At 39.3% G+C, this 19681-nt stretch carries 20 protein-coding genes and 1 riboswitch; of the genes, 12 read left to right on the top strand and 8 right to left on the bottom strand.

The window, feature by feature from the left end:
• The first annotated feature begins 47 nt into the window (after positions 1–47).
• The 4 genes from J2S78_RS04335 to J2S78_RS04350 all read left to right on the top strand — a co-directional run bounded on the left by J2S78_RS04335 (position 48) and on the right by J2S78_RS04350 (position 2802).
• Entirely contained in the window at positions 48–971 is a 924-nt protein-coding gene (locus J2S78_RS04335) for an ABC transporter ATP-binding protein (protein ID WP_306896604.1), read from the top strand.
• Positions 964–1914, top strand: coding sequence for an ABC transporter permease (locus tag J2S78_RS04340; protein WP_306896606.1), 951 nt, complete (start codon positions 964–966; stop codon positions 1912–1914). The genes J2S78_RS04335 and J2S78_RS04340 overlap by 8 nt, the downstream gene beginning before the upstream one ends.
• Before the next feature lie 73 nt (positions 1915–1987).
• Positions 1988–2560 (top strand): DUF2975 domain-containing protein, encoded by a 573-nt coding sequence (locus J2S78_RS04345; RefSeq protein WP_306896607.1) that lies wholly within the window; start codon positions 1988–1990, stop codon positions 2558–2560.
• Between the two features lie 23 nt (positions 2561–2583).
• Entirely contained in the window at positions 2584–2802 is a 219-nt protein-coding gene (locus J2S78_RS04350; RefSeq protein WP_306896609.1) for a helix-turn-helix domain-containing protein, read from the top strand.
• Positions 2803–2858: 56 nt separating this feature from the next.
• On the opposite strand, the gene J2S78_RS04355 is transcribed toward J2S78_RS04350, so the two are convergent.
• A complete protein-coding gene (locus tag J2S78_RS04355) occupies positions 2859–4538 on the bottom strand; it encodes a sensor domain-containing protein (protein ID WP_306896612.1) in 1680 nt (559 codons plus the stop codon).
• Positions 4539–4773: 235 nt separating this feature from the next.
• Between J2S78_RS04355 and J2S78_RS04360 the strand changes: the two genes are divergently transcribed.
• The 5 genes from J2S78_RS04360 (at position 4774) to ytkD (ending at position 8200) form a co-directional block, all read left to right on the top strand.
• Complete coding sequence (locus J2S78_RS04360; protein ID WP_306896613.1) at positions 4774–5292, top strand: DoxX family protein; 519 nt, start codon at positions 4774–4776, stop codon at positions 5290–5292.
• A 319-nt stretch (positions 5293–5611) separates the two neighbouring features.
• Positions 5612–6775, top strand: coding sequence for a MalY/PatB family protein (locus tag J2S78_RS04365; protein ID WP_306896616.1), 1164 nt, complete (start codon positions 5612–5614; stop codon positions 6773–6775).
• Positions 6776–6924: 149 nt separating this feature from the next.
• Entirely contained in the window at positions 6925–7083 is a 159-nt protein-coding gene (locus tag J2S78_RS04370; protein ID WP_306896617.1) for a hypothetical protein, read from the top strand.
• A gap of 107 nt (positions 7084–7190) precedes the next feature.
• Positions 7191–7661 carry a YwpF family protein gene (locus tag J2S78_RS04375; protein ID WP_306896619.1) on the top strand — a complete coding sequence of 157 codons (471 nt, stop codon included), beginning with the start codon at positions 7191–7193 and terminating at the stop codon, positions 7659–7661.
• Between the two features lie 56 nt (positions 7662–7717).
• Positions 7718–8200 (top strand): RNA deprotection pyrophosphohydrolase, encoded by a 483-nt coding sequence (ytkD, locus tag J2S78_RS04380; RefSeq protein ID WP_306896621.1) that lies wholly within the window; start codon positions 7718–7720, stop codon positions 8198–8200.
• 40 nt (positions 8201–8240) lie between these two features.
• Here the strand turns inward: ytkD and J2S78_RS04385 are convergent, their stop codons facing one another.
• From J2S78_RS04385 to pckA, 4 genes are all read right to left on the bottom strand, one after another.
• A complete protein-coding gene (locus J2S78_RS04385; protein ID WP_306896623.1) occupies positions 8241–9053 on the bottom strand; it encodes an ABC transporter permease in 813 nt (270 codons plus the stop codon).
• A complete protein-coding gene (locus tag J2S78_RS04390) occupies positions 9022–9801 on the bottom strand; it encodes an ABC transporter ATP-binding protein (RefSeq protein ID WP_306896625.1) in 780 nt (259 codons plus the stop codon). The genes J2S78_RS04385 and J2S78_RS04390 overlap by 32 nt, the downstream gene beginning before the upstream one ends.
• A 14-nt stretch (positions 9802–9815) precedes the next feature.
• Entirely contained in the window at positions 9816–10817 is a 1002-nt protein-coding gene (locus J2S78_RS04395) for an ABC transporter substrate-binding protein (RefSeq protein ID WP_306896626.1), read from the bottom strand.
• Between the two features lie 274 nt (positions 10818–11091).
• Positions 11092–12699, bottom strand: coding sequence for a phosphoenolpyruvate carboxykinase (ATP) (gene pckA / locus J2S78_RS04400; protein ID WP_306896628.1), 1608 nt, complete (start codon positions 12697–12699; stop codon positions 11092–11094).
• A 164-nt stretch (positions 12700–12863) separates the two neighbouring features.
• Between pckA and J2S78_RS04405 the strand changes: the two genes are divergently transcribed.
• Both J2S78_RS04405 and metK read left to right on the top strand, forming a co-directional pair.
• Positions 12864–13259 carry a thiol-disulfide oxidoreductase DCC family protein gene (locus tag J2S78_RS04405; protein WP_306896629.1) on the top strand — a complete coding sequence of 132 codons (396 nt, stop codon included), beginning with the start codon at positions 12864–12866 and terminating at the stop codon, positions 13257–13259.
• A gap of 48 nt (positions 13260–13307) precedes the next feature.
• Positions 13308–13424: riboswitch (SAM riboswitch) on the top strand.
• A gap of 172 nt (positions 13425–13596) precedes the next feature.
• Positions 13597–14805, top strand: a complete 1209-nt coding sequence (gene metK, locus J2S78_RS04410; protein ID WP_306896630.1) for a methionine adenosyltransferase — start codon at positions 13597–13599, stop codon at positions 14803–14805.
• Between the two features lie 620 nt (positions 14806–15425).
• Here metK and J2S78_RS04415 read toward each other — a convergent pair.
• The 3 genes from J2S78_RS04415 to J2S78_RS04425 form a co-directional block, all read right to left on the bottom strand.
• A complete protein-coding gene (locus J2S78_RS04415; RefSeq protein ID WP_306896632.1) occupies positions 15426–16109 on the bottom strand; it encodes an HAD family hydrolase in 684 nt (227 codons plus the stop codon).
• Positions 16110–16139: 30 nt separating this feature from the next.
• The gene (locus J2S78_RS04420) at positions 16140–16301 is read right to left on the bottom strand and encodes an aspartyl-phosphate phosphatase Spo0E family protein (protein WP_306896634.1); all 162 of its coding nucleotides are present in this window, start codon (positions 16299–16301) and stop codon (positions 16140–16142) included.
• A gap of 243 nt (positions 16302–16544) precedes the next feature.
• Positions 16545–16724 carry an H-type small acid-soluble spore protein gene (locus J2S78_RS04425; protein ID WP_125555028.1) on the bottom strand — a complete coding sequence of 60 codons (180 nt, stop codon included), beginning with the start codon at positions 16722–16724 and terminating at the stop codon, positions 16545–16547.
• Between the two features lie 180 nt (positions 16725–16904).
• On the opposite strand from J2S78_RS04425, the gene J2S78_RS04430 reads away from it, so the two are divergent.
• Complete coding sequence (locus J2S78_RS04430) at positions 16905–19403, top strand: DUF2339 domain-containing protein (protein ID WP_306896993.1); 2499 nt, start codon at positions 16905–16907, stop codon at positions 19401–19403.
• The last annotated feature ends 278 nt before the right edge of the window (positions 19404–19681 follow it).

Raw genomic sequence — 19681 nt, forward strand, 5'->3', positions numbered from 1 at the left:
TGCCAATGATTTAAAAAATTTTAATAGCAAACGGAGGTACCGAACTTATGACGGAACCAGCTATGGAGTTAACCGATGTTAAAAAAACAATCGGCAGAAAAGAGGTAATTAAAGGTCTGTCTTTTACGATTGATAAAGGAGAAGTTTTTGGCTTTATCGGGCCGAATGGGGCAGGAAAGACTACCACTATCCGGATGATGGTCGGATTGATGAACATTAGTGAGGGAGATATACGTATTTTAGGGAATAGTGTCAAAACAGATTTTAAAGATGCTGTTCGTGAGGTTGGAGCGATTGTAGAGAATCCTGAGATGTACCCATTTATGAGCGGATGGCAAAATCTATTACACTATGCGCGCATGATACCAGGAGTAACGAAAGAGCGAGTCCATGAAGTTGTTCAACTAGTTGGGCTTGAGAAGCCGATAAAGGAAAAAGTGAAAAAATATTCGTTGGGGATGAGACAACGGTTAGGGATTGCGCAAGCATTACTACATAAGCCGTCTGTTCTCATTTTTGACGAGCCGACTAATGGTCTGGATCCCGCAGGCATTCGAGAAATTCGTCAATACATACGATCCATAGCGACCGAAGAAAATGTAGCTGTCATTATTTCCAGTCATTTGCTATTGGAAATTGAACAGATGTGTGATCGTATCGGACTTATTAAAAACGGGGAACTAGTTGCTGTACAAGAAGTAGGAGATGCGTTGACGAATCAAGAAAATGTCATGCAAGTACAAATGGAAGTAAGTCCGCTAGAAAATGCACAGGCTGTTCTTCAGTCCAATCACAATATAGAAGCTGAAGTAGGAGATAACAAGTTAATGATTCGCACAGAGCGGAATAACATTCCAACAATCATTCAAACGTTGGTTCAACATGATGTGCTTGTTTATCAAGTTGAAATCACAAAAACAACCTTAGAAGATAAATTCTTTGATTTGATTGGAGAGAATACAATTGGCTAATTTTTTTCAGTTAGTAAAAAATGAACAATACAAAATATATGTACGTAAATCGACATGGGCAATGTATATCATAGCATCTTTAATCATTATCGGTATGGCGTTGATGTTTAGTTTTTCCGATATTACGAATGAACAATATCAGAATGATGAGTGGAAGCAAACGCTGCAGGATGAAAATGCTGAGATGACAGCGGAAATGGAAAATGAAGAAGTATTCGAAGGGGCTTATACTAGTAATATAGAGAGAAATAATTACTATCTTGAAAATGACATTCAGCCTGCTTCTTATGATGCGTGGCAACTTGTAATGGATAACGAATTTACGCTGTCTTTGGTCAGTTTATTCACTATTATTGTGGCAGCAGGAATAGTAGCTAACGAGTTTCGATGGGGGACGATTAAGTTGCTGCTGATACGTCCGATTTCAAGGTTAAAAATTCTTCTATCTAAATACGTATCTGTCCTTCTGTTTGCGCTATTTACCCTTTTATATGTGTTAGCTTTTTCATGGATCGTTGGCGCTTTACTTTTTGGTGTGAACCCGATAGATAGTCATATAGTTATTTCTACGATGGGGAATTTGGAATATGTTTCGGTTATGGATAAGATTATTGAAGGGTATGGATTCCAGCTTGTTACTCTTCTTATGATGGCGACGCTTGCCTTTGCCATTTCAACGATTTTCAGGCAAAGTTCTCTAGCCATTGGGGTATCAATTTTTCTTATGTTTGCAGGGAATGGGATTATTGCTTTCCTAAGCAAGTATAGTTGGTCCAAATACATATTGTTTGCTAATACCGACTTGCAGCAATATGGAAACGGAACACCTTTAGTAGAAAATATGACTTTAGGGTTTTCAATCACGGTCCTTGCTGTTTATTATGTTATTTTCCTTTTGTTAAGCTGGAGTTTCTTTTCGAAAAGAGATGTAGCGGGCCAATAAAGCCACTGCATCTCCTGTCCACACTTGCATATAGGAGAAGAATGTACAATCGGAAAATATAAAGGAGTTTATCATGAAACCGAAGATTTTCTTTAAAATAGGATCAATCATTTGTTCTGTCCTTTTTTACCTCATTCTTTTACTGGCTGTCTTTATATTATTAGAATATGGTTCGAGATTATGGATGCCTGGTAGCGCGCTTGCTGAATCATTTGGTTCGTTTGCCCCAACCATTGCGTATATTGATATCATTTTTGATCAACAACCGGATATATATACTGAACAGTCCATCGTTGTTATTTCATTTATTTCCTCGATAACGGCGTTGTTACTTATGCTCTTGTTTTTATGGTACATGCGTAAATTGTTAAAAAATATCTATAAAGATAGCCTTTTTATGTATGAAAACGTATCTATTATACTAAAATTAGGGATATCAATTATGGTTTTAGGTTCTGCCTTCACTTATACGGATGGTCTTCTTTTATCAAAAGCGTTAACGGCATTAGATGTTTCTAATGGGGAGGTCACATTTTCAAATATTTCTTATGTCGATACAGTTATCGGCGGGGGGATACTTATGATTATTGCATCAGCCTTGAAGATAGCAGTGAATGCTGTGGAAGAAAATAAAAAAACAATTTAAAGGATGAAGTAGGCGAGGGACAAATGATACGAATAAAATTAGATGTGATGATGGCAGAGCGTAAAATGTCGTTAAATAAATTATCTGAACTAGTCGACATCACACCAGCCAATTTATCGATACTAAAAAATGAAAAAGGAAAAGCGATTCGCTTCACAACACTTGATGCGTTGTGCGAAGCCCTTGATTGTCAGCCTGGAGATTTAATGGAATATATAGATGAAGCAAAAGAAGAGGAATAGCATATAAGTATACTCCCGAATGAAATTTCTTTTTCATCCGGGAGTATCTGTCCAGGCTAGGAATCGTAAATACAATACATATTTTTTCCTGTCATTTTAGCGTTATATAAAGCTTTATCGGATTCTTTAAATAATTGTTCTACCGTTTGATGGCCATGATAAAATGTAATACCAATACTTATCGTCAAATACAAAGTATGATTCCAAATGTGAAAAGGTTTTGCCATTTCGTGCAGAATCCGTTCTGCAACAAGTTCTCCTTCTTTGCTTGTATAAATGTCTGTCAGTAAAGCGTGAAATTCATCGCCTCCCATTCGACTAACCATATCAGTACTGCGCAAACTTTGGTTGATTCTCTGGGCGAGTCCTTTAATAACTTCATCACCAACATCGTGCCCATACTGATCATTAATAGATTTAAAATCGTCACAATCCATCGTTAATATTGCGAGTTCGCTGTTATTACGTTTCACATCTTCTATCGAATGTTTTAGTTCTTGTTGGAACAATCTACGGTTAGGAAGTTGTGTTAATTCGTCATGTAAAGCTAATGTCATTAACTCTTCTTCCCAGTCTTTGCGTTTGGAAATGTCTCTTGCCACGATAATAATTTGCTCGACGTATTCTTTTGAGTCCATTACTGGCGTTCCCTTTGCCTCTACCCATATAATGTCTCTATTTTTGTGGAAGCGTCGATATTCCGTCTCCGCAGATTCTCCCGTTTGAACGATGTGTTCGACCATGTTTTGAAGTACTCCCATGTCGTCTGGGTGAGCGAATGATAAGACCGACTTGCCAACGTAAAAATCCGCTGGCATGCCTAACACACGCTCATGGGAAGGGGAGGCATATTGAATAATGCCGTCTCTATCCAACGTGCGAATTAAATCATTCGTGTGATTTGCTATCGCGCGGTAACGCTCTTCACTTTCCCTAACACGATCCTGCATACGCTTCATATCCGTAATATCCTTATACAGCGCAACGCCGCCAACCAATCTGTCTTCTTCGATGATTGGAGAGTAGGATGCTAATACATCAACAGTCTGTCCTTCTTTTGTCACTCGTTTGGAATGGTGATTTTGAATTACATTTCCTGTTTGTAATTGCTCGAAAATGTTTGGGAAATCGTTGTCTGTGGGAGGTAGGATACTAATGTTTTTGCCACGTACTAACTCCTTTTCTGTCCACCCGAACAGATTAGTGAATCCTTGATTAACTTTCGTATAATCTGCCTTATGATCAAACATAAATACGGCATCTGCGGCATGGTTAAACATCAGTTCTACTTGTTTATTTACTTGTTTTAATTGTCTTTCTTGTTCAACCCAATCGGTGACATCCCGAGTTACGGCTATAATATGTTCGTATTTTCCTTGATTATTAAGAATAGGTGTTACTTTTGATTCTACATAGTTGAAGCGTGTTGATTCAGCACCGCGACTCGTAGGAAATTCAATTTTTGTCTGATACGTTATCGTCGTCTGTTTGGTGATTGCTTCTCGGTATTTTTCTGTAATTACTTGGGCTGACGCAGGAGGCATAAGACTACTTACCTGTTTTCCTCTAAAATTTTTAGGGAAATGAAGGGTTTCTACCGCTGTTTGATTCGCCGTGACATATTGAAAGGAACCGTCGTCATTCATGGACAGCAAAAATACCATGTCAGAAATATTATTAAAAATCATGTCTAAATATTGACCATCTTCTATATTGGTGATCCAATTTGTTAACATTTTCATAACCTCGCTATAAATTCCATTTCAGCCCTTGTTATGGCTGTTTTTCGCTATATTCAGTATATCGTAAAAAGAATCAGTTTGCTTATAAAATAAAAAATAATCAATATACTTTTTAATCAAAAACAGTTTACGAAACAGTGACAAATGTGGTGTGTCGGAGTAAAATAGGTTATAATTTAATTGTGAAATATTTCACAATGTTATGTTCCTTAAAAAGGGAGTGGATGGTATGATGATGAATGCATTAAGAAACAGTGTTGTTATGGCAGCTTTGTTATTAGTAATAAGAGTATATCTTGGCTGGAACTGGTTGACTTCAGGATGGGGGAAAGTAACTAGTGAGTTTGATGCCAGCGGGTTTATCCAAGGCGCGATTGCTAATCCTGTTACCAATCAAGCGGGTGATGCTGCGTTTCCGTGGTATGTAGCGTTTCTAGAGGCTGTAGCTCTGCCACTCGGTAATATATTCAGTTTTATGGTCGCATATGGGGAGGTATTCGTCGGATTGGGTCTCATTTTTGGAATTCTAACCGTGTACGCTTCGTTCTTTGGATTATCGATGAACTTTGCGTTTCTATTTGCAGGCACGGTGTCGACGAACCCACTCATGTTATTGCTCGGATTTTTCGTGCTAGCCGCTGGACATAATGCTGGAAGATTCGGGGGAGACTATTACTTGCAGCCTTATGTACAACAAAAAATGAAACCGAAACGTAAGCAAAAAAGAACGGCAAATGCAGCCGCATAAACGGTGAAAAACGACTTCTCTTCTAGGAGTCGTTTTTTATTGGCAGGCGAAGACCGCGACGTCCTGTTCGTGGGCATTGAAGTCACCACATCTTGTGGAAGTCTTGAAAAATGTAGTAAAAAGAGGCACACTAATATTTGTATTCTATTATTTAAATAAGACAGGAAACTACATACTTTTGGGTCTTCCATGTTTAGTGGAAGCGTCAAGTTGCCCGGAGATAGCCGCAACGGCCGGTCCAAAACGTATTGCAGCTTTGTTGCCTTGCGCTTTTCTTGTAATTAAGGACGCTGAATAGTCCGATAAGGAGGAAATCATAATGGATTTTGAAAAAGTAATTGATAGAAATAAAACGAATTCGATGAAATGGGATTTTTATCCGGACCGTTATGGTGCCGACGATTTATGGCCAATGTGGGTCGCAGATATGGATTTTCAAACCCCGCAACCTGTATTGGATGCTATGCAGGAAGTCGTGAATCACGGAATCTTTGGATATCATAGACGACCATCTTCACTGTTTGACGCAACGACAGAATGGTTAAAAAAACGGTTTGACTGGGATGTAGACAACAACCAAATTGTGTTTACACCCGGTGTTGTTCCAGCAATTAGTCATCTCATTCAAACGTTCACGGAAGAAGGCGACGGTGTTATCATTCAACCGCCTGTGTATTATCCTTTTTATGCTCTCGTCCAAAATAATAAACGGACGCTTGTGCGCAACCCGTTAAAAGAAGCGGAAGAAGGATTTACGGTAGATTTGGAAGACTTGGAGAAAAAAATGCAGGCTGGTGCGAAAATGCTATTACTTTGCAGCCCGCACAATCCGATTGGAAGAGTATGGAGTGAACAAGAGCTGACTGAAATAGCAAAGCTCGCAGAAACGTACAATGTGTTCGTTGTTTCTGATGAAATTCATGCCGATCTCATTTTAGAAGGCAAACATACTCCGTTTGCAAAAGTTGCTGCTGACAGAGAAGTAGAAACCATGACATGTCTTGCTCCAAGTAAGACGTTTAACTTGGCCTCCTTGCAGTTGTCTTATGTTGTATTTGAAAACAGTCGTTCACAAAAAGCATATGAAGCTCATTTGCAGCGCGAATTTGTAGGAATTGACAACCCATTTGCTACCGTTGCGGCAGAAGCTGCGTACCGTCACGGGGAAGAATGGCTGGAAAGTTTATTAGAATATGTACGGAACAATGTACGTTATGTTAAAGAATACATTGAAACGAATATACCGGGAATGAAAGTGATTGAACCAGAAGGAACATACCTTATTTGGATTGATATGCGCGGCTTGAATAAGAGTGACAAAGAATTGGAACATTGGCTTCGAAAGAATGCGAAACTTGCTCTCAGTGAAGGGCATATATTTGGTGAGGAAGGTTCTGGTTTTGTTCGCATTAATGCAGCCTGCCCAAAGACTACTCTGGAAGAAGGGTTAAAAAGACTGAAAAAGGCCTATGAAAATGCATAGTTTTTGATAACTTTTTTGTTTTGGCAGGAATGATTTATCCAAGTATCGAATAGAATCCTTAGTATAGTACAAGATGTGTTCAGGGAATTCCCTGAAGAACTTGTCGGTTTATTTAACATTCTGTACGTACGAAAAGGAGCCTAGTTTTTATGAAGCAGAAACATTTTGCGGAAGAGCTTCAGAGGGATTTTGAAAAAAAGCTTGGTCGCTTGTTAACCGCAGATGAAAGAGCACTTATTCAATGGATAGCTGAGCGTCAGGCGAAGGATGAAGACGCACAGTCGGAGGTACTCGAAGCAGAAAGTTAATGAATAAACAGTTCCATTATACTAAAAAAGCTGTCACAAAAGTTGTACCTTTTTGAGGACAGCTTTTTTACAATTAGGAACTGGTATGGCTCAAAAGGAGGATACGTATGAAAACGTTCCGATTAGTGACCGTTCAATTACTGTTAATGCAGGACGAGCAAATTATTACTCATGATGTGCCATTAGAGCAGGGATTAATTATTAATCGGGAAGAGAATGATAAGTCTTGGTTAATAGAAGCAGTCGTCCCTAAAAATCAAGAGACTTTTTTTCAAGACAAACAACAACGTGAGCAAATGCTTGTACTAGAAGTGATTATTACGGATAGGCATAATGATCCAGCGTTAATGACAGGGACCATACGAAATGTAGTTATGTTAAATGAATCCGTTAGTGTTATGATTGATGCAAAGATGGCGGCTAATAAAGACGATATATCAAATCTTATATTAGAGGGCTTGATCGAAGATGGATACACAGGAGATGCCTTATTAAAAGAGTTCTCGGAACGAAAAGAAGATCAAGTACGCTGGTCAAAAAAGCTGGCAGAACGAATTTATCAGGAGTCAACCGTTTAAATACACGAAAGAATAAGAAAATAAGCAGCAACTATTGTTAAAGAGGACGATCATGAATGAAAAAATTTACTTTTCTCGACTATTACCAAAATGAAGTACAACTTGCTTTTGAAGACAGTCCATTTTCCAACAATCCGGGCCATGTGTGGATTGTTTGTCGATTTCAGCAAAAATGGCTGTTAACACACCATCCGCGGAGAGGATTTGAATTTCCAGGTGGTAAGATTGAACGAGCTGAAACTCCGAAAGAAGCGGCAATAAGAGAGATATGGGAAGAAACCGGAGGGGAAGTGAATCATATTGTCCAAGTTGGTCAGTATATGGTTCAAGGAAAAGCAGAAACGGTTGTGAAAAATGTTTACTTTGCTGATATTAATCAATTAGTGGAAAAAGATAATTATATGGAAACGAAAGGACCGGTTTTGTTTGATCGACTGCCGGAACATTTGAATGACTCGTATAGTTTTATTATGAGAGATGAGGTTTTGCCGCGGACGTTACAACACTTGCGGACAAAAAAGATGTTGCATCATAACTAACCCTCGCTCTAAGAAAAAGTAGGCGAGGGAATGATATTTATTACATTCGTTTTTTTCGCTTCATGAGATATTTTTCTAACCCTTCAATGCTTTTATACATAAGAGAGGCTAGTATGGCAATAACAAGTAAACTCATCATCACTTGTTGAAATTGAAAGACTTGAAAGCCATATATAATCAAATATCCCAATCCTTGTTTTGCGACAAGGAATTCTCCGACAATGACCCCGACCCATGATAATCCCACATTTACTTTCATTGTTGAAATAATAGTTGGATAACAAGCTGGCAAAACCGCATGGCGAAACAGCTGTTTTTTGGTTGCGCCGAATGTGAGTAAAACTTTTTTATAATTTTCATCAACCTGCTGGAAGGCATTATAAACGACAAGGGTTGTGATGACAATGGAGAGCAGACAAGCCATGGCTATAACAGAAGGAATACCTGGTCCGAATGCGACAATAATAATAGGCCCAAGAGCTACTTTTGGCATCGAATTCAGTACAACGAGATAGGGATCAAGAACTTTGGAAAGAAAGGGAGACCACCATAAAATAAGGGCAATACATGTGCCGCCTATCGTTCCTAGTGTAAAACCGATAATGGTTTCTGTTAAGGTGACGGATGAATGGATAAGCAACGAGCCATCCGCTATATTTTCGATAGCAAGCTCCCAAACCCGGCTTGGCATACTGAAAATAAGCGGGTCGATCCATTGTAATCTGCTTAATACTTCCCAAGTTAGAAAGAAAACGCATAAAAGCAGAAGCTGTGTGCCAATGATGCGGCGTTTTTCTTTTTTTATTTTGTGAAGATAATGTTTATGAAGTGTTTGTATTTGGTACTTCAACATTCTCCAACTCCTTCCATACTCTTTGGAAGAACGGATGAAAATCCGGATTATTTCTTGCCTCGAGCGGTCGTTTATATTTAAAAGTTTCCGGAACGTCAAATACGTTGTGGATCCGACCAGGATTAGACTGGAATAAATAGATTCGATCTGACATGGCGATTGCTTCGCTAAGATCATGCGTAACGAGAATAGCGGTTTTCTGTTGTTCTTTTAAAGTGGTGTATACGAGATCTTCAAGCTTTAATTTGGTTTGATAGTCCAGGGCAGAAAACGGTTCGTCAAGTAATAACAAGGATGGATGCGGGGCAAGCATACGGACTAAGGCAGCCCGCTGTCTCATCCCCCCGGATAATTCTGAAGGAAACGCATCCGCTTTATCTTCCAGACCAAGCTGTTTTAAAAGAGAAAGGGTTTCGTTGATTGTATTTTTGTTATGCATTCCAGTAATGATTAACCCTAGTTCGATATTCTTGCGTATCGTTAGCCATGGGAACAAGTAATCTTCTTGCAGCATGTATCCAGTTTCTTTGGAATATCCTTTCATTTCTTTGTCACGCATGATAATTCGGCCTGATGTTGGTGGAAATAAACCGGCAATCATGGATAATACGGTAGTTTTTCCACAGCCGCTGGGACCGATAAAGGAGATGAATTCTCCATCGGATACGTTCAAATCAATCCCGGTGACAGCTTGCACTGCGTTTTCCTCCGTGAAGTACACCTTTTCAACATTGTGTAAAGAAAGCATCGAACGCTCCTCCTTTAATCCTCCATCACTTTCTCTGCTAACTCTGTATTAACGAATTCATCATAGTCGGAAGGTTCAGGCAGTTCACCAGCTTCTTCCATGATGTTCTGCAGGTTATCCCACGCTTCTTCCGGTAAAACAGGGGTTTGTGCGTACGACTCTTGATCGCGGTAGCGTACGGCGGAGTCAGCGATGACTTCTTCCGGTGTGTCATCAAAATAAGGTGAAATGGTTGATGCGATATCTTCAGGTGATGCGTCATAGATCCATTGCTGTGCTTTATAAATCGCACGGGTAAATCGTAGGGCCGTGTCTTCATCTCCATTAATAAATCCTTCTTTTGCCATAAATACTGTATATGGCAGTGCACCTGATTCTTCACCGAATGAAGCGACGATTTGCCCCAGTCCTTCCTGCTCAAACAAGGTAGCCTGCGGCTCAAATAATTGTACATACTCTCCTGTGCCCGAAGCGTAGGCATTTGCTATGTTGGCAAAATCGATATTTTGAATTAAATTAAGGTCTGCAGCGGGATCAATATCATGTTGTTTTAATACATACTCTCCTGTCATTTGGGGCATGCCGCCTTTACGCTGTCCTAAGAAAGTAGTTCCTTCTAAGTCCTCCCAGGAAAAAGAATCTGTTTCTTCTTTAGCCATTAGAAACGTACCGTCTGTTTGAGTAAGCATGGCAAAATTAATAATCGGTTCTGCCGGTTCTTGAGCATTTACATAGATCGATGTTTCTGCACCAACGAGGGCGACGTCAGCTCCATCGGATAAAAGGGACGTCATTGTTTTATCTCCACCCCAGGTTGTTGTTAGTTCTATGTTGAGATTTTCTTCTTCAAAGAAACCTTGCTCCATAGCAACATAGAGAGGCGCATAGAATATAGATCGTGTAACTTCAGCAAGCTCAACGGTTGTGTTTTCCTCTTTTTGAAATGCATTGCATCCAGCTAAAGCCCCCGTTAATAGGACAATACTACACAACGCAGATACCACTAGCTTTTTCATTTTATCTTCCCCTCTCCATATCAGCTTGTAATACATGATATGAAGAAGGCATGGCCCCCGTGTCCGTATTAAAATTTATGTAGAGAAGAGTTTGGCAAAGATGGAGTACAGGACAGATGGAAGGAGAAAAGGGGAGGAAGTCTGGAAAGGGTGGAATACGGGACAAAAATTCCCTGCAAGGAAAAAGATATGTCTGAATCGGACGGCGGAATCTACTATCTTCCCCTTTTTCACAAAAAAACGAAGGGAGGTTTATCCCTTCGTTTAGACTTCGTTAATATTTCGCTGTGGCTGGAATGTTTGCTTTTGGTCCAGCTGCTTTCACGTGTTCTGGCATATTTGAGAATTTCTCGAAATTATTTTGGAATTGACGGGCGAGTTCGTTCGCTTTCTCGATGTAAGCTTCTTTGTTATCCCAAGTGTGAGCCGGTTGTAAAAGTTTATCTGGAACCCCAGGGCACTGCAGTGGAACATGGAGTCCGAAAATAGAATCTTGACTTGTTTCTGATGTCTGCAATTCGCCCTCTAATGCGGCTTGAATCATAGCTCTCGTGTACGACAAATCCATTCGTTTACCAACGCCATAAGGACCTCCCGACCAGCCTGTATTAACGAGAAAAACATCAACATCATGCTGCTGAATTTTTTCTCCCAGCATTTCGGCATAGTGCGACGCTTCTAGTGGCAGAAAAGGAGAGCCGAAACAAGTAGAAAACGTTGCTTGAGGTTCGGTGATACCTCGTTCTGTTCCTCCTAATTTACTAGTGTACCCACTTAAAAAATGATACATAGCTTGTTCTTTTGTTAATTTACTGATGGGAGGCAGTACGCCAAAGGCATCCGCTGTCAAAAATATAATAGTGGAAGGATGACCTGCCATGCTGTTCTCTAAAGCATTTGGAATATTATCTAATGGGTAAGCGGCCCGCGTGTTTTCGGTTACAGCTGTATCGTCATAGTCCGGAACACCTGACTGTGGGTCCACGGCTACATTTTCAAGCACGCTCCCAAACCGGATGGCATTCCAAATTTCTGGTTCTTTTTTGTAAGATAAATGAACGCATTTCGCATAACAACCCCCTTCGATATTAAAAACGCCATTATCGGACCAGCCGTGTTCATCGTCCCCGATTAAATACCGATTCGGATCAGCAGAAAGCGTCGTTTTTCCTGTGCCCGATAGACCGAAAAATAAAGCGGCATCTCCTTCTTCTCCCACATTAGCTGAGCAATGCATAGAAAGGACGTCTTGTTCTGGTAAAAGAAAATTCATAACCGAAAAGATAGATTTTTTTATTTCTCCGGCATATTCTGTTCCGCCGATTAATACGACCCGTTCTTCAAACGAAATGATAATAAACGTTTCAGATTTTGTCCCATCCCGCTCTGGATCCGCTTTGAAATGAGGCGCACTAATGATTGTGAAAGTGGTATCGTCTGTTTGTCGGCAGGCGTTATCCGAACGAATGAAAAGCTGACGAGCAAATACATTATGCCAAGCATATTCATTGATGACTTGAATCGGAAGTTGATAGGCCGGATCCGCACCCGCATACCCTTGAGTAACAAATAATTCATCTTTATGAGTTAAGTGTTTCAAAACCTTTTCATATAGCGAAGAAAAACGTTCACGAGTAATAGGCTGATTCACGTTTCCCCAATCTACTTTGTCTTTCACCGAATCCTCTTCGACAATATATTTGTCTTTTGGAGACCTTCCTGTGTATTTTCCGGTTGATACACTTAATGCGCCATTTGATGTCAATTGCCCTTCCCCGCGAAATAATGATTTTTCAATAAGAGTGGAGATGGAAAGGTTCATCTCAACATTTTCTCCATGAAGAAGATTAGATAGTTTGTTTGAAAAACGGGTTGTCATCATCTCGGTACATCCTTTCTGAGTTACATTAATATTTTTATTACGAATTAGTATAACACATTTATTTAAATAGTCTATACTAAATTGGTGATTTTGATATTATATTATTAATTGGAAGAACGTGTTAAAATAATGATAGATATTAATGATGAAAGAAGGGATCATGAATGGAAGACAAGACAAAGACACTTGTTGTTTTTTATGATGAATCATGCGGGTTATGTCAGCAGTCAAAGCATGAAATCGAAAAATGGGACCACCACCAATTAATAACTTGGCGTTCCATTCAAGATCCTGACATTTTAAACGAGTATCCTTTTTTAAAAGAAAGAAATGTACAGCAGGCGATGCACCTTTTAGAAAAAAACACGTATCTATACACTGGATATGCAGCGGTGAAACGAATCATACAACTCATCCCAGCCGGAAAATGGGTGGCGCCGCTGCTTTATTTACCTGGAGCCGACTGGGCGGGAGACAAGATGTACAAATTGGTAGCGAGAAATAGACACAAGTTTATACGTCACCGCTGTGAAACAGGAGCCTGCAATATAGGAGAGTAATTAGTTGACAGGAGTGTTTAACTGCGTTATTATATTTCCGAACGGATACTCTTATCCCGAGTTGGTGGAGGGACAGGCCCTTTGAAGCCCAGCAACCATCCTCATTTAGAAAAAGAGGCAAAGGTGCTAACCTGGAGAGACGGATATCGTCTTGGAAGATAAGAGGCGAAAAAGGTGAACGGACAAACCCCTTTTCCTCGCCATGGAAAAGGGGTATTTATGTTTTTTTATACTTAAATAAACTGTTTTTCCTTCTCGTCTTTTAGTAAAAAACGTTTTGAGGAATCCACCATTGCGTGGAGCATCCACAAGAATCTTAGTTAGGGAGGCAGTATATATGTCAACGGTTGGACGAAGATTATTTACATCAGAATCAGTTACTGAGGGGCATCCCGACAAAATTTGTGATCAAATATCCGATGCCATTTTAGATGAAATTATATCGAAAGACCCGAACGCACGTGTTGCTTGTGAGACGATTGTGAATACAGGGCTTGTTCTCGTTGCAGGAGAAATTACGACATCTACGTATGTAGATATTCCAAAAATAGCAAGAGATACGCTGAAAAATATAGGTTACACACGTGCGAAGTATGGGTTTGACTATGAAACGTGTTCGGTACTTACTTCCATCGATGAACAATCTGCTGATATAGCTCAAGGGGTAGATGAGGCTCTCGAGTCAAGAGAAGGACAAATGACGGAAGACGAATTAGAAGCGATTGGGGCGGGGGATCAAGGCTTAATGTTTGGGTATGCGGATAACGAAACTCCTGAACTTATGCCACTGCCGATTTCCTTGTCTCATAAATTGGCCCGTCGATTAGCAACGGTACGTAAAGACGGTACTATTCCTTATTTGCGTCCAGATGGGAAAACGCAGGTAACGGTGGAATACGGAGAAGATGGCACGCCGCTTCGGGCAGAAACGATTGTCATTTCTACACAACATCATGCGGACATAACATTAGAACAAATTGAAAAAGATTTGAAAGAGCACGTTATTAAACCTGTTGTGCCGGAACACTTATTAACCGAAGAAACGAAGTATTTCATCAATCCGACAGGACGTTTTGTTATAGGCGGCCCTCAAGGCGATGCTGGATTGACAGGCAGAAAAATCATTGTGGACACATATGGTGGATTCGCCCGTCATGGGGGAGGTGCGTTTTCTGGAAAAGATGCGACTAAAGTCGATCGTTCCGCTTCATACGCAGCCCGCTATGCAGCTAAAAATATCGTTGCTGCAGGTCTTGCCAAAAAATGTGAAGTGCAGCTCGCCTATGCTATCGGTGTAGCACAGCCTGTATCGGTTTCGGTCGAAACATTTGGAACAGCTCATGTATCTGAGGATACGTTGGCTGAACTGGTAAGAGAAAATTTCGACTTGCGTCCGGCCGGGATTATTAAAATGCTGGATTTACGACGTCCGATCTACAGTCAAACGGCTGCATACGGTCACTTTGGCCGAACAGATGTGGAACTGCCGTGGGAAAAAACAGACAAAGCCGATACGTTGAAAGAAGCAGCAGCCCAAACGAAGTAAAAAAAAGAGCGAATTCTTATGTTATATAAGGATTCGCTCTTTTTAAAAGGATAAGAAAATATTGGCGTTTTTGGAATCCAGCTTCAGCGCCCAGCCGTTCGGAGGCCGACACGAGGACCTGTAGGATGCAGGTTCGTTCGGTGTTGCCTCCGGACAGGACGTTCTTCGTCGAACGTCCTGTTCTCGGACGTTGAAGTCATCACCTCTTGTGAAAGTGACTTCGGGAAGCAGGCGCGCTTGCATTTTTCTCAGGACAAATCAATGTTGAAAACGTCCGAAAATGTCCGTCATGAGGTGGCTTTTAACCGAACCTCCTCTATCTATGGCGTTGGCGCAGGACATGCAGCCCATAGCTTATCCTCCTTCAAAGAAGGTCCGTCTGCAGCGGATGTGGAAAGAAGCACACTCTTAAAAAATTGAGGCTGCACAAAGGATGGAATCTCTGGTTACCAGATTCCGTTTTTTTTAAAAAGATAAAATATAGCCAAAGAACCATGATTACTTGCCCAAATCAGTATATTTATTAGCTAAACTTACATTTACTGTCCAAAACTAACTATTTACTAGCCAAAATGGTAGTGTTACTGTCAACTTTATCCTATTTACTTGCTATTAGAAGTTTATACACGTATGTCACTTAGCTCGTTGAGGCTATGGATAACGATGACATCTTGATGCGTTATATTGAAGGTACCACGATTAAGCCAAATTCCCTTCATACCAGCATTTATACTCCCAAGTGCATCGGTATCTAACCTGTCCCCTACATAGTAACAATCACGACATGGTGTATCAGTGTTAGCGCAAGCTTTTTTAAAAATAGTCTTATCTGGTTTAGATATACCGCATTCACCAGATGTGGTAATAGAATCGAAATATTGGATTATCTTCATATCTTGCAATTTTTCGACTTGTTGGTCATAATCACCATTACTAATTATTCCCAAAGTATGTCCCTTTGCTTTTAGCCGATGCAACGTTGGAGTAACATCTTGAAAAGGTCTCCAATTTTTCTTATAAAATGAAAGATATAAATTAAATTTTTGTTCAGCGGCTTGGTTACTTATATCAATGTTAGCGGCGTGAAAAAAAGAGATCATTCGTAATATTTTCTGCTCATGGAATGTTAATTGATTCGACAAAAATGTTTCAAAATAGGTTTTTGATAGCTTTTTCCATAAATGAATAGATTCGTTTTCAGAAAAAGGAAAATTGTGACGATGAGCCCGTAAAAACTCTAGAAAACCCTCCTCTTCCGCCCTATTGTGATCTAGTAGCGTACCATCGATATCAAAGAATATCATATTGTCTCCTTGTATACAGGCTCGCGGTGCTTATAATGATTGAATTTTATTTAAGTATACATCAAGTTCTTGGCTGTATTTAATGGTATCGGGGTGGGTCAGTCCTTTGGATTGTCCATTGTAAACCATGCGAATACGTAGTCCTTTTATTTTATCTTCCAGTTTATTTACTTCTACTTTTTGGATTTTCATCACGTACCTCCTGAAGGATGAGAATAGTAATCTAAAAACGCACAAAGAATATTTTAGAATAATTATAAAGAAAAGTGAAGCATTTTTGGTGAAAATTTGCAGATTCTACAGATGTTTTCAAAACAACTGTAAATCTAACAAAAATTGCAAGCGCACGAAGTAGAAGATGCGACGTCTTCCGACAATTACATATAAAAACGACCTGTTTTGCTTTAGAAGAAAATCGGGTCGTTTTAATATGCCTTATTTTTCTTGTAACTCATGAACAGAGACGTGATGTTTTTGCTGAGGATTTTCAAGCTCATACACTTTTGCCGCATTATTTTGCTCATCAACGTCTTGAATGTAGATGGGATCTCCTTGATAAGTAACGTTAATCAAATGTTCCGATGCTAGAATATCTTTTGCTCGTTTCGTGTCCATATTGAGTCTCCTTTTTAGTGTATTGTGTGTCTACCCGTATTCTATTATTCATCCGTAATGTCTCGAAATTATGGAATATGGTGTGAAATGGTAAAAAACGCTTTTATTTGTATGTCTTTTTAGTAAAATGGGAGATATTGGTTGAGGAAAACAAAGAAGAGGAGGGATAAAGTGGATAGAATGAAAGAAAAATTAACTCAAATGAAATATGAGCAGAAAAGGCTTATGGAAGAATTTAATGCTGTTGTTATGGAATACGAATCAAGTAATGTTCTGCAGGAGAATGAAACTCTTAGGAAAACTAATCAGGATTATCTCGAAAGGCTTCATGATTTAGGGGAGAAATACAGTCAGATGGAGCATGAAAATCAAAAATTGCGCTATGCCCTTCATGAGCAGATTATAGATGAAAAAACTAATATTCTTAAATTATCCAAGCAGAAATTGAATACATATTTTAGCACGGAATTGGAAACAAAAAGAGACCAATTAACTGAACTTGAGACATCTTCTAAAGCAGAAATTTTGAAGCTGAAAGAACGTGTGAACCACTCGATTCGCGAGGATAAACAGGAAATCACAACGAAATTAGAGGATTTAGCGGCAGAAGTTGATGAAACAATCAGAAAAGAACGTAATCTTCTAGCAAAGGAAGAGCAGGATTTATTACATTCATTTTCTAGTCAATATGAACAGTTAGGTCAAGAAGAAGTGACCGAAGACGTTATTCAAAAGCGTGCCAAACAAAATCAGATTGAAATGAAAATCGGTTTGCATTGGATTAATAAATTAGGAATGCTTTTAATCATTTTAGGTGTGGCGGCTGCGTTTCGGTATTCTTACACATCTTGGTTTAATGATTACCTGAAAGGCGGCATGTTTTCGCTGTTTGGTATCCTTATGCTTTTTGGTGGTGAATGGCTGTATCGGAAAGGCAGACAAACATTTGCACTTGGGTTAATTGGCGGCGGAATTGCTGTGTTATATGGATCGATTTTCTTCAGTTATTTTTTATTAGAAATTATAGGACTAAATGCTGCTTTGCTTCTGTCTGTATTGGTTACCGTCACTGCAGTGGTACTGTCTTTACGCTATCAATCGAAAACTGTGTGCACGTTTGGTTTAGTAGGGGGATACATTCCGTTTTACTCGTATTTGTTTTCATTTGGTCTTGAGGATAACGCGGTATATGCCGCGATGGCGTACTTACTTATTTTGAGCGGCTCTATTTTGTGGATAACGTTTCAAAAACAGTGGATTATCATTCACTACATTAGTTATTTCTTGAACATTCCATCTTTCTTTATTCTCGTTTTTCTATCGCCAAGCAGTGGAGTTAGTCTGACGTATACAATAGTAACGTTCCTGCTTTATTTAATGCTGACAATCGGATATCCACTAACGTATAAAGTATCGATGAAGTGGGCTGATATCGTTCTGTTAGCATTTAATACTGGCATTAGCTGTTCTGTTATTTATTTCCTTTTCCATACGTTGGATTGGAATGACTATAGAGGATTACTGGCTGTTACATTCGGTCTTGTTTATTTTGCATTAGGACGGTTTGTTGAGAGAAGAATGCCTCTCGAAAAGCAAACAATGGTTCTTTTTTACGGAACGTCGATTGCGTTTGCTGTGTTGATTATTCCTTTCCAATTCGGGGTAGAATGGCTCGCTCTTGGCTGGCTAGTTGAAAGTGTTGTCATTATGCTATATGCGAATCGTTACAAACTATCCTTGCTAGAAAAAGCTGGTTGGAGCATATTTGGATTAACTGTCGCGACATTTTCGTTAGACGTTTATCGATACATCAATGGTTTCAATCCGGATTTCTTTCATTTTAAATATTTTGCGATTATCGCTGGATTAGTGTTAGTCATGCTGTATTACGTATATGATCAGACAAGGACAACTCGGACCAATCTATTTGGAGGATTTGCTGGATTTATCCTTGGATTAAAGTACTTCACACTTGTGAATGTGTGGATCTATGTCGTTTATGAAGGGGCATATTTGTTCAGTCAAAATGTTGCAAGTGATTTTGAACACTATTGGTTTTATCAGTTCCTAGTATTTTCTTTCTTATCCGTTGGATTAGGATACGGATTGAAAAAAATACCGCTATTGTATGATCGAACCGTCAAGTATTTTTGTCTGTTTCTATACGGAATTGGAAGTTTCGTTGGGTGGATTGTAACGGCAACGATGCCTGCACTAAGTGGAGAGCAGAATGCGTTCACTGATTATACAGCACTTGTGGTTTTGATTGGATTTAACATATTGATTTATGCGACAGGCCGTGATTTGTTAGTGGCTTATATACGCGGGCAATATAAAAACATGGAGCTGTATCCGACCATTCTTTCTGTTTATTTTATTGCTGTGTTAGCAGCATTTCTAAACGTTCAGTTTCAGCTGAGCGATGTCGGATTTGTGATTAGCTTGATTTTCTTGGTTACAGCGGTCGCCTATATCTTATATGGATTTAAAAAGAATTACGTTGCTGTCCGCCGTATTGGACTAGGATTATCGTTGTTTTCAACGGCAAAGCTATGTTTCGTTGATCTAGCTTTCTTAACAGAAGGAAGCAAAATCATCGCATATTTCTGCTTTGGTTTAGTATTACTAGGCATATCATATATGTATCAAAAAGTATCAAGCCGAAAAAACAACCTCTAATATACTAGCCAAGTACACTCTTCCCCCAGTTAAAGAGAAAACCAAAAATATTTACGATTTTTGGTTTTCTTGTCTAAAATCAGGAAGTGCAATAGTCTCGATTATAAAATAAATCAATCGTCCTAATATAACAAAATAATGCGTTGAGATTACATAATATTCAGATATATACGTGTTCATTTATAGTATAAAATAAGTTATCAAAAGAGAAAAAGAAGGTTTTTTGTAAAACACTAGATTATTAAGTCCCAATTCATTTTTAATACCACTAGTCCATT

The organism is Salibacterium salarium (genome assembly GCF_030813635.1).
Classification (GTDB): domain Bacteria; phylum Bacillota; class Bacilli; order Bacillales; family Marinococcaceae; genus Salibacterium; species Salibacterium salarium.

Coding starts and splice junctions, on each gene's coding strand:
- J2S78_RS04335 (WP_306896604.1), top strand. CDS start 48: ATGACGGAACCAGCTATGGAGTTAACCGATGTTAAAAAAACAATCGGC.
- J2S78_RS04345 (WP_306896607.1), top strand. CDS start 1,988: ATGAAACCGAAGATTTTCTTTAAAATAGGATCAATCATTTGTTCTGTC.
- J2S78_RS04350 (WP_306896609.1), top strand. CDS start 2,584: ATGATACGAATAAAATTAGATGTGATGATGGCAGAGCGTAAAATGTCG.
- J2S78_RS04355 (WP_306896612.1), bottom strand. CDS start 4,538: ATGTTAACAAATTGGATCACCAATATAGAAGATGGTCAATATTTAGAC.
- J2S78_RS04360 (WP_306896613.1), top strand. CDS start 4,774: ATGATGATGAATGCATTAAGAAACAGTGTTGTTATGGCAGCTTTGTTA.
- J2S78_RS04365 (WP_306896616.1), top strand. CDS start 5,612: ATGGATTTTGAAAAAGTAATTGATAGAAATAAAACGAATTCGATGAAA.
- J2S78_RS04370 (WP_306896617.1), top strand. CDS start 6,925: ATGAAGCAGAAACATTTTGCGGAAGAGCTTCAGAGGGATTTTGAAAAA.
- J2S78_RS04375 (WP_306896619.1), top strand. CDS start 7,191: ATGAAAACGTTCCGATTAGTGACCGTTCAATTACTGTTAATGCAGGAC.
- ytkD (WP_306896621.1), top strand. CDS start 7,718: ATGAAAAAATTTACTTTTCTCGACTATTACCAAAATGAAGTACAACTT.
- J2S78_RS04385 (WP_306896623.1), bottom strand. CDS start 9,053: ATGTTGAAGTACCAAATACAAACACTTCATAAACATTATCTTCACAAA.
- J2S78_RS04390 (WP_306896625.1), bottom strand. CDS start 9,801: ATGCTTTCTTTACACAATGTTGAAAAGGTGTACTTCACGGAGGAAAAC.
- J2S78_RS04395 (WP_306896626.1), bottom strand. CDS start 10,817: ATGAAAAAGCTAGTGGTATCTGCGTTGTGTAGTATTGTCCTATTAACG.
- pckA (WP_306896628.1), bottom strand. CDS start 12,699: ATGATGACAACCCGTTTTTCAAACAAACTATCTAATCTTCTTCATGGA.
- J2S78_RS04405 (WP_306896629.1), top strand. CDS start 12,864: ATGGAAGACAAGACAAAGACACTTGTTGTTTTTTATGATGAATCATGC.
- metK (WP_306896630.1), top strand. CDS start 13,597: ATGTCAACGGTTGGACGAAGATTATTTACATCAGAATCAGTTACTGAG.
- J2S78_RS04415 (WP_306896632.1), bottom strand. CDS start 16,109: ATGATATTCTTTGATATCGATGGTACGCTACTAGATCACAATAGGGCG.
- J2S78_RS04420 (WP_306896634.1), bottom strand. CDS start 16,301: ATGAAAATCCAAAAAGTAGAAGTAAATAAACTGGAAGATAAAATAAAA.
- J2S78_RS04425 (WP_125555028.1), bottom strand. CDS start 16,724: ATGGACACGAAACGAGCAAAAGATATTCTAGCATCGGAACATTTGATT.
- J2S78_RS04430 (WP_306896993.1), top strand. CDS start 16,905: ATGAAAGAAAAATTAACTCAAATGAAATATGAGCAGAAAAGGCTTATG.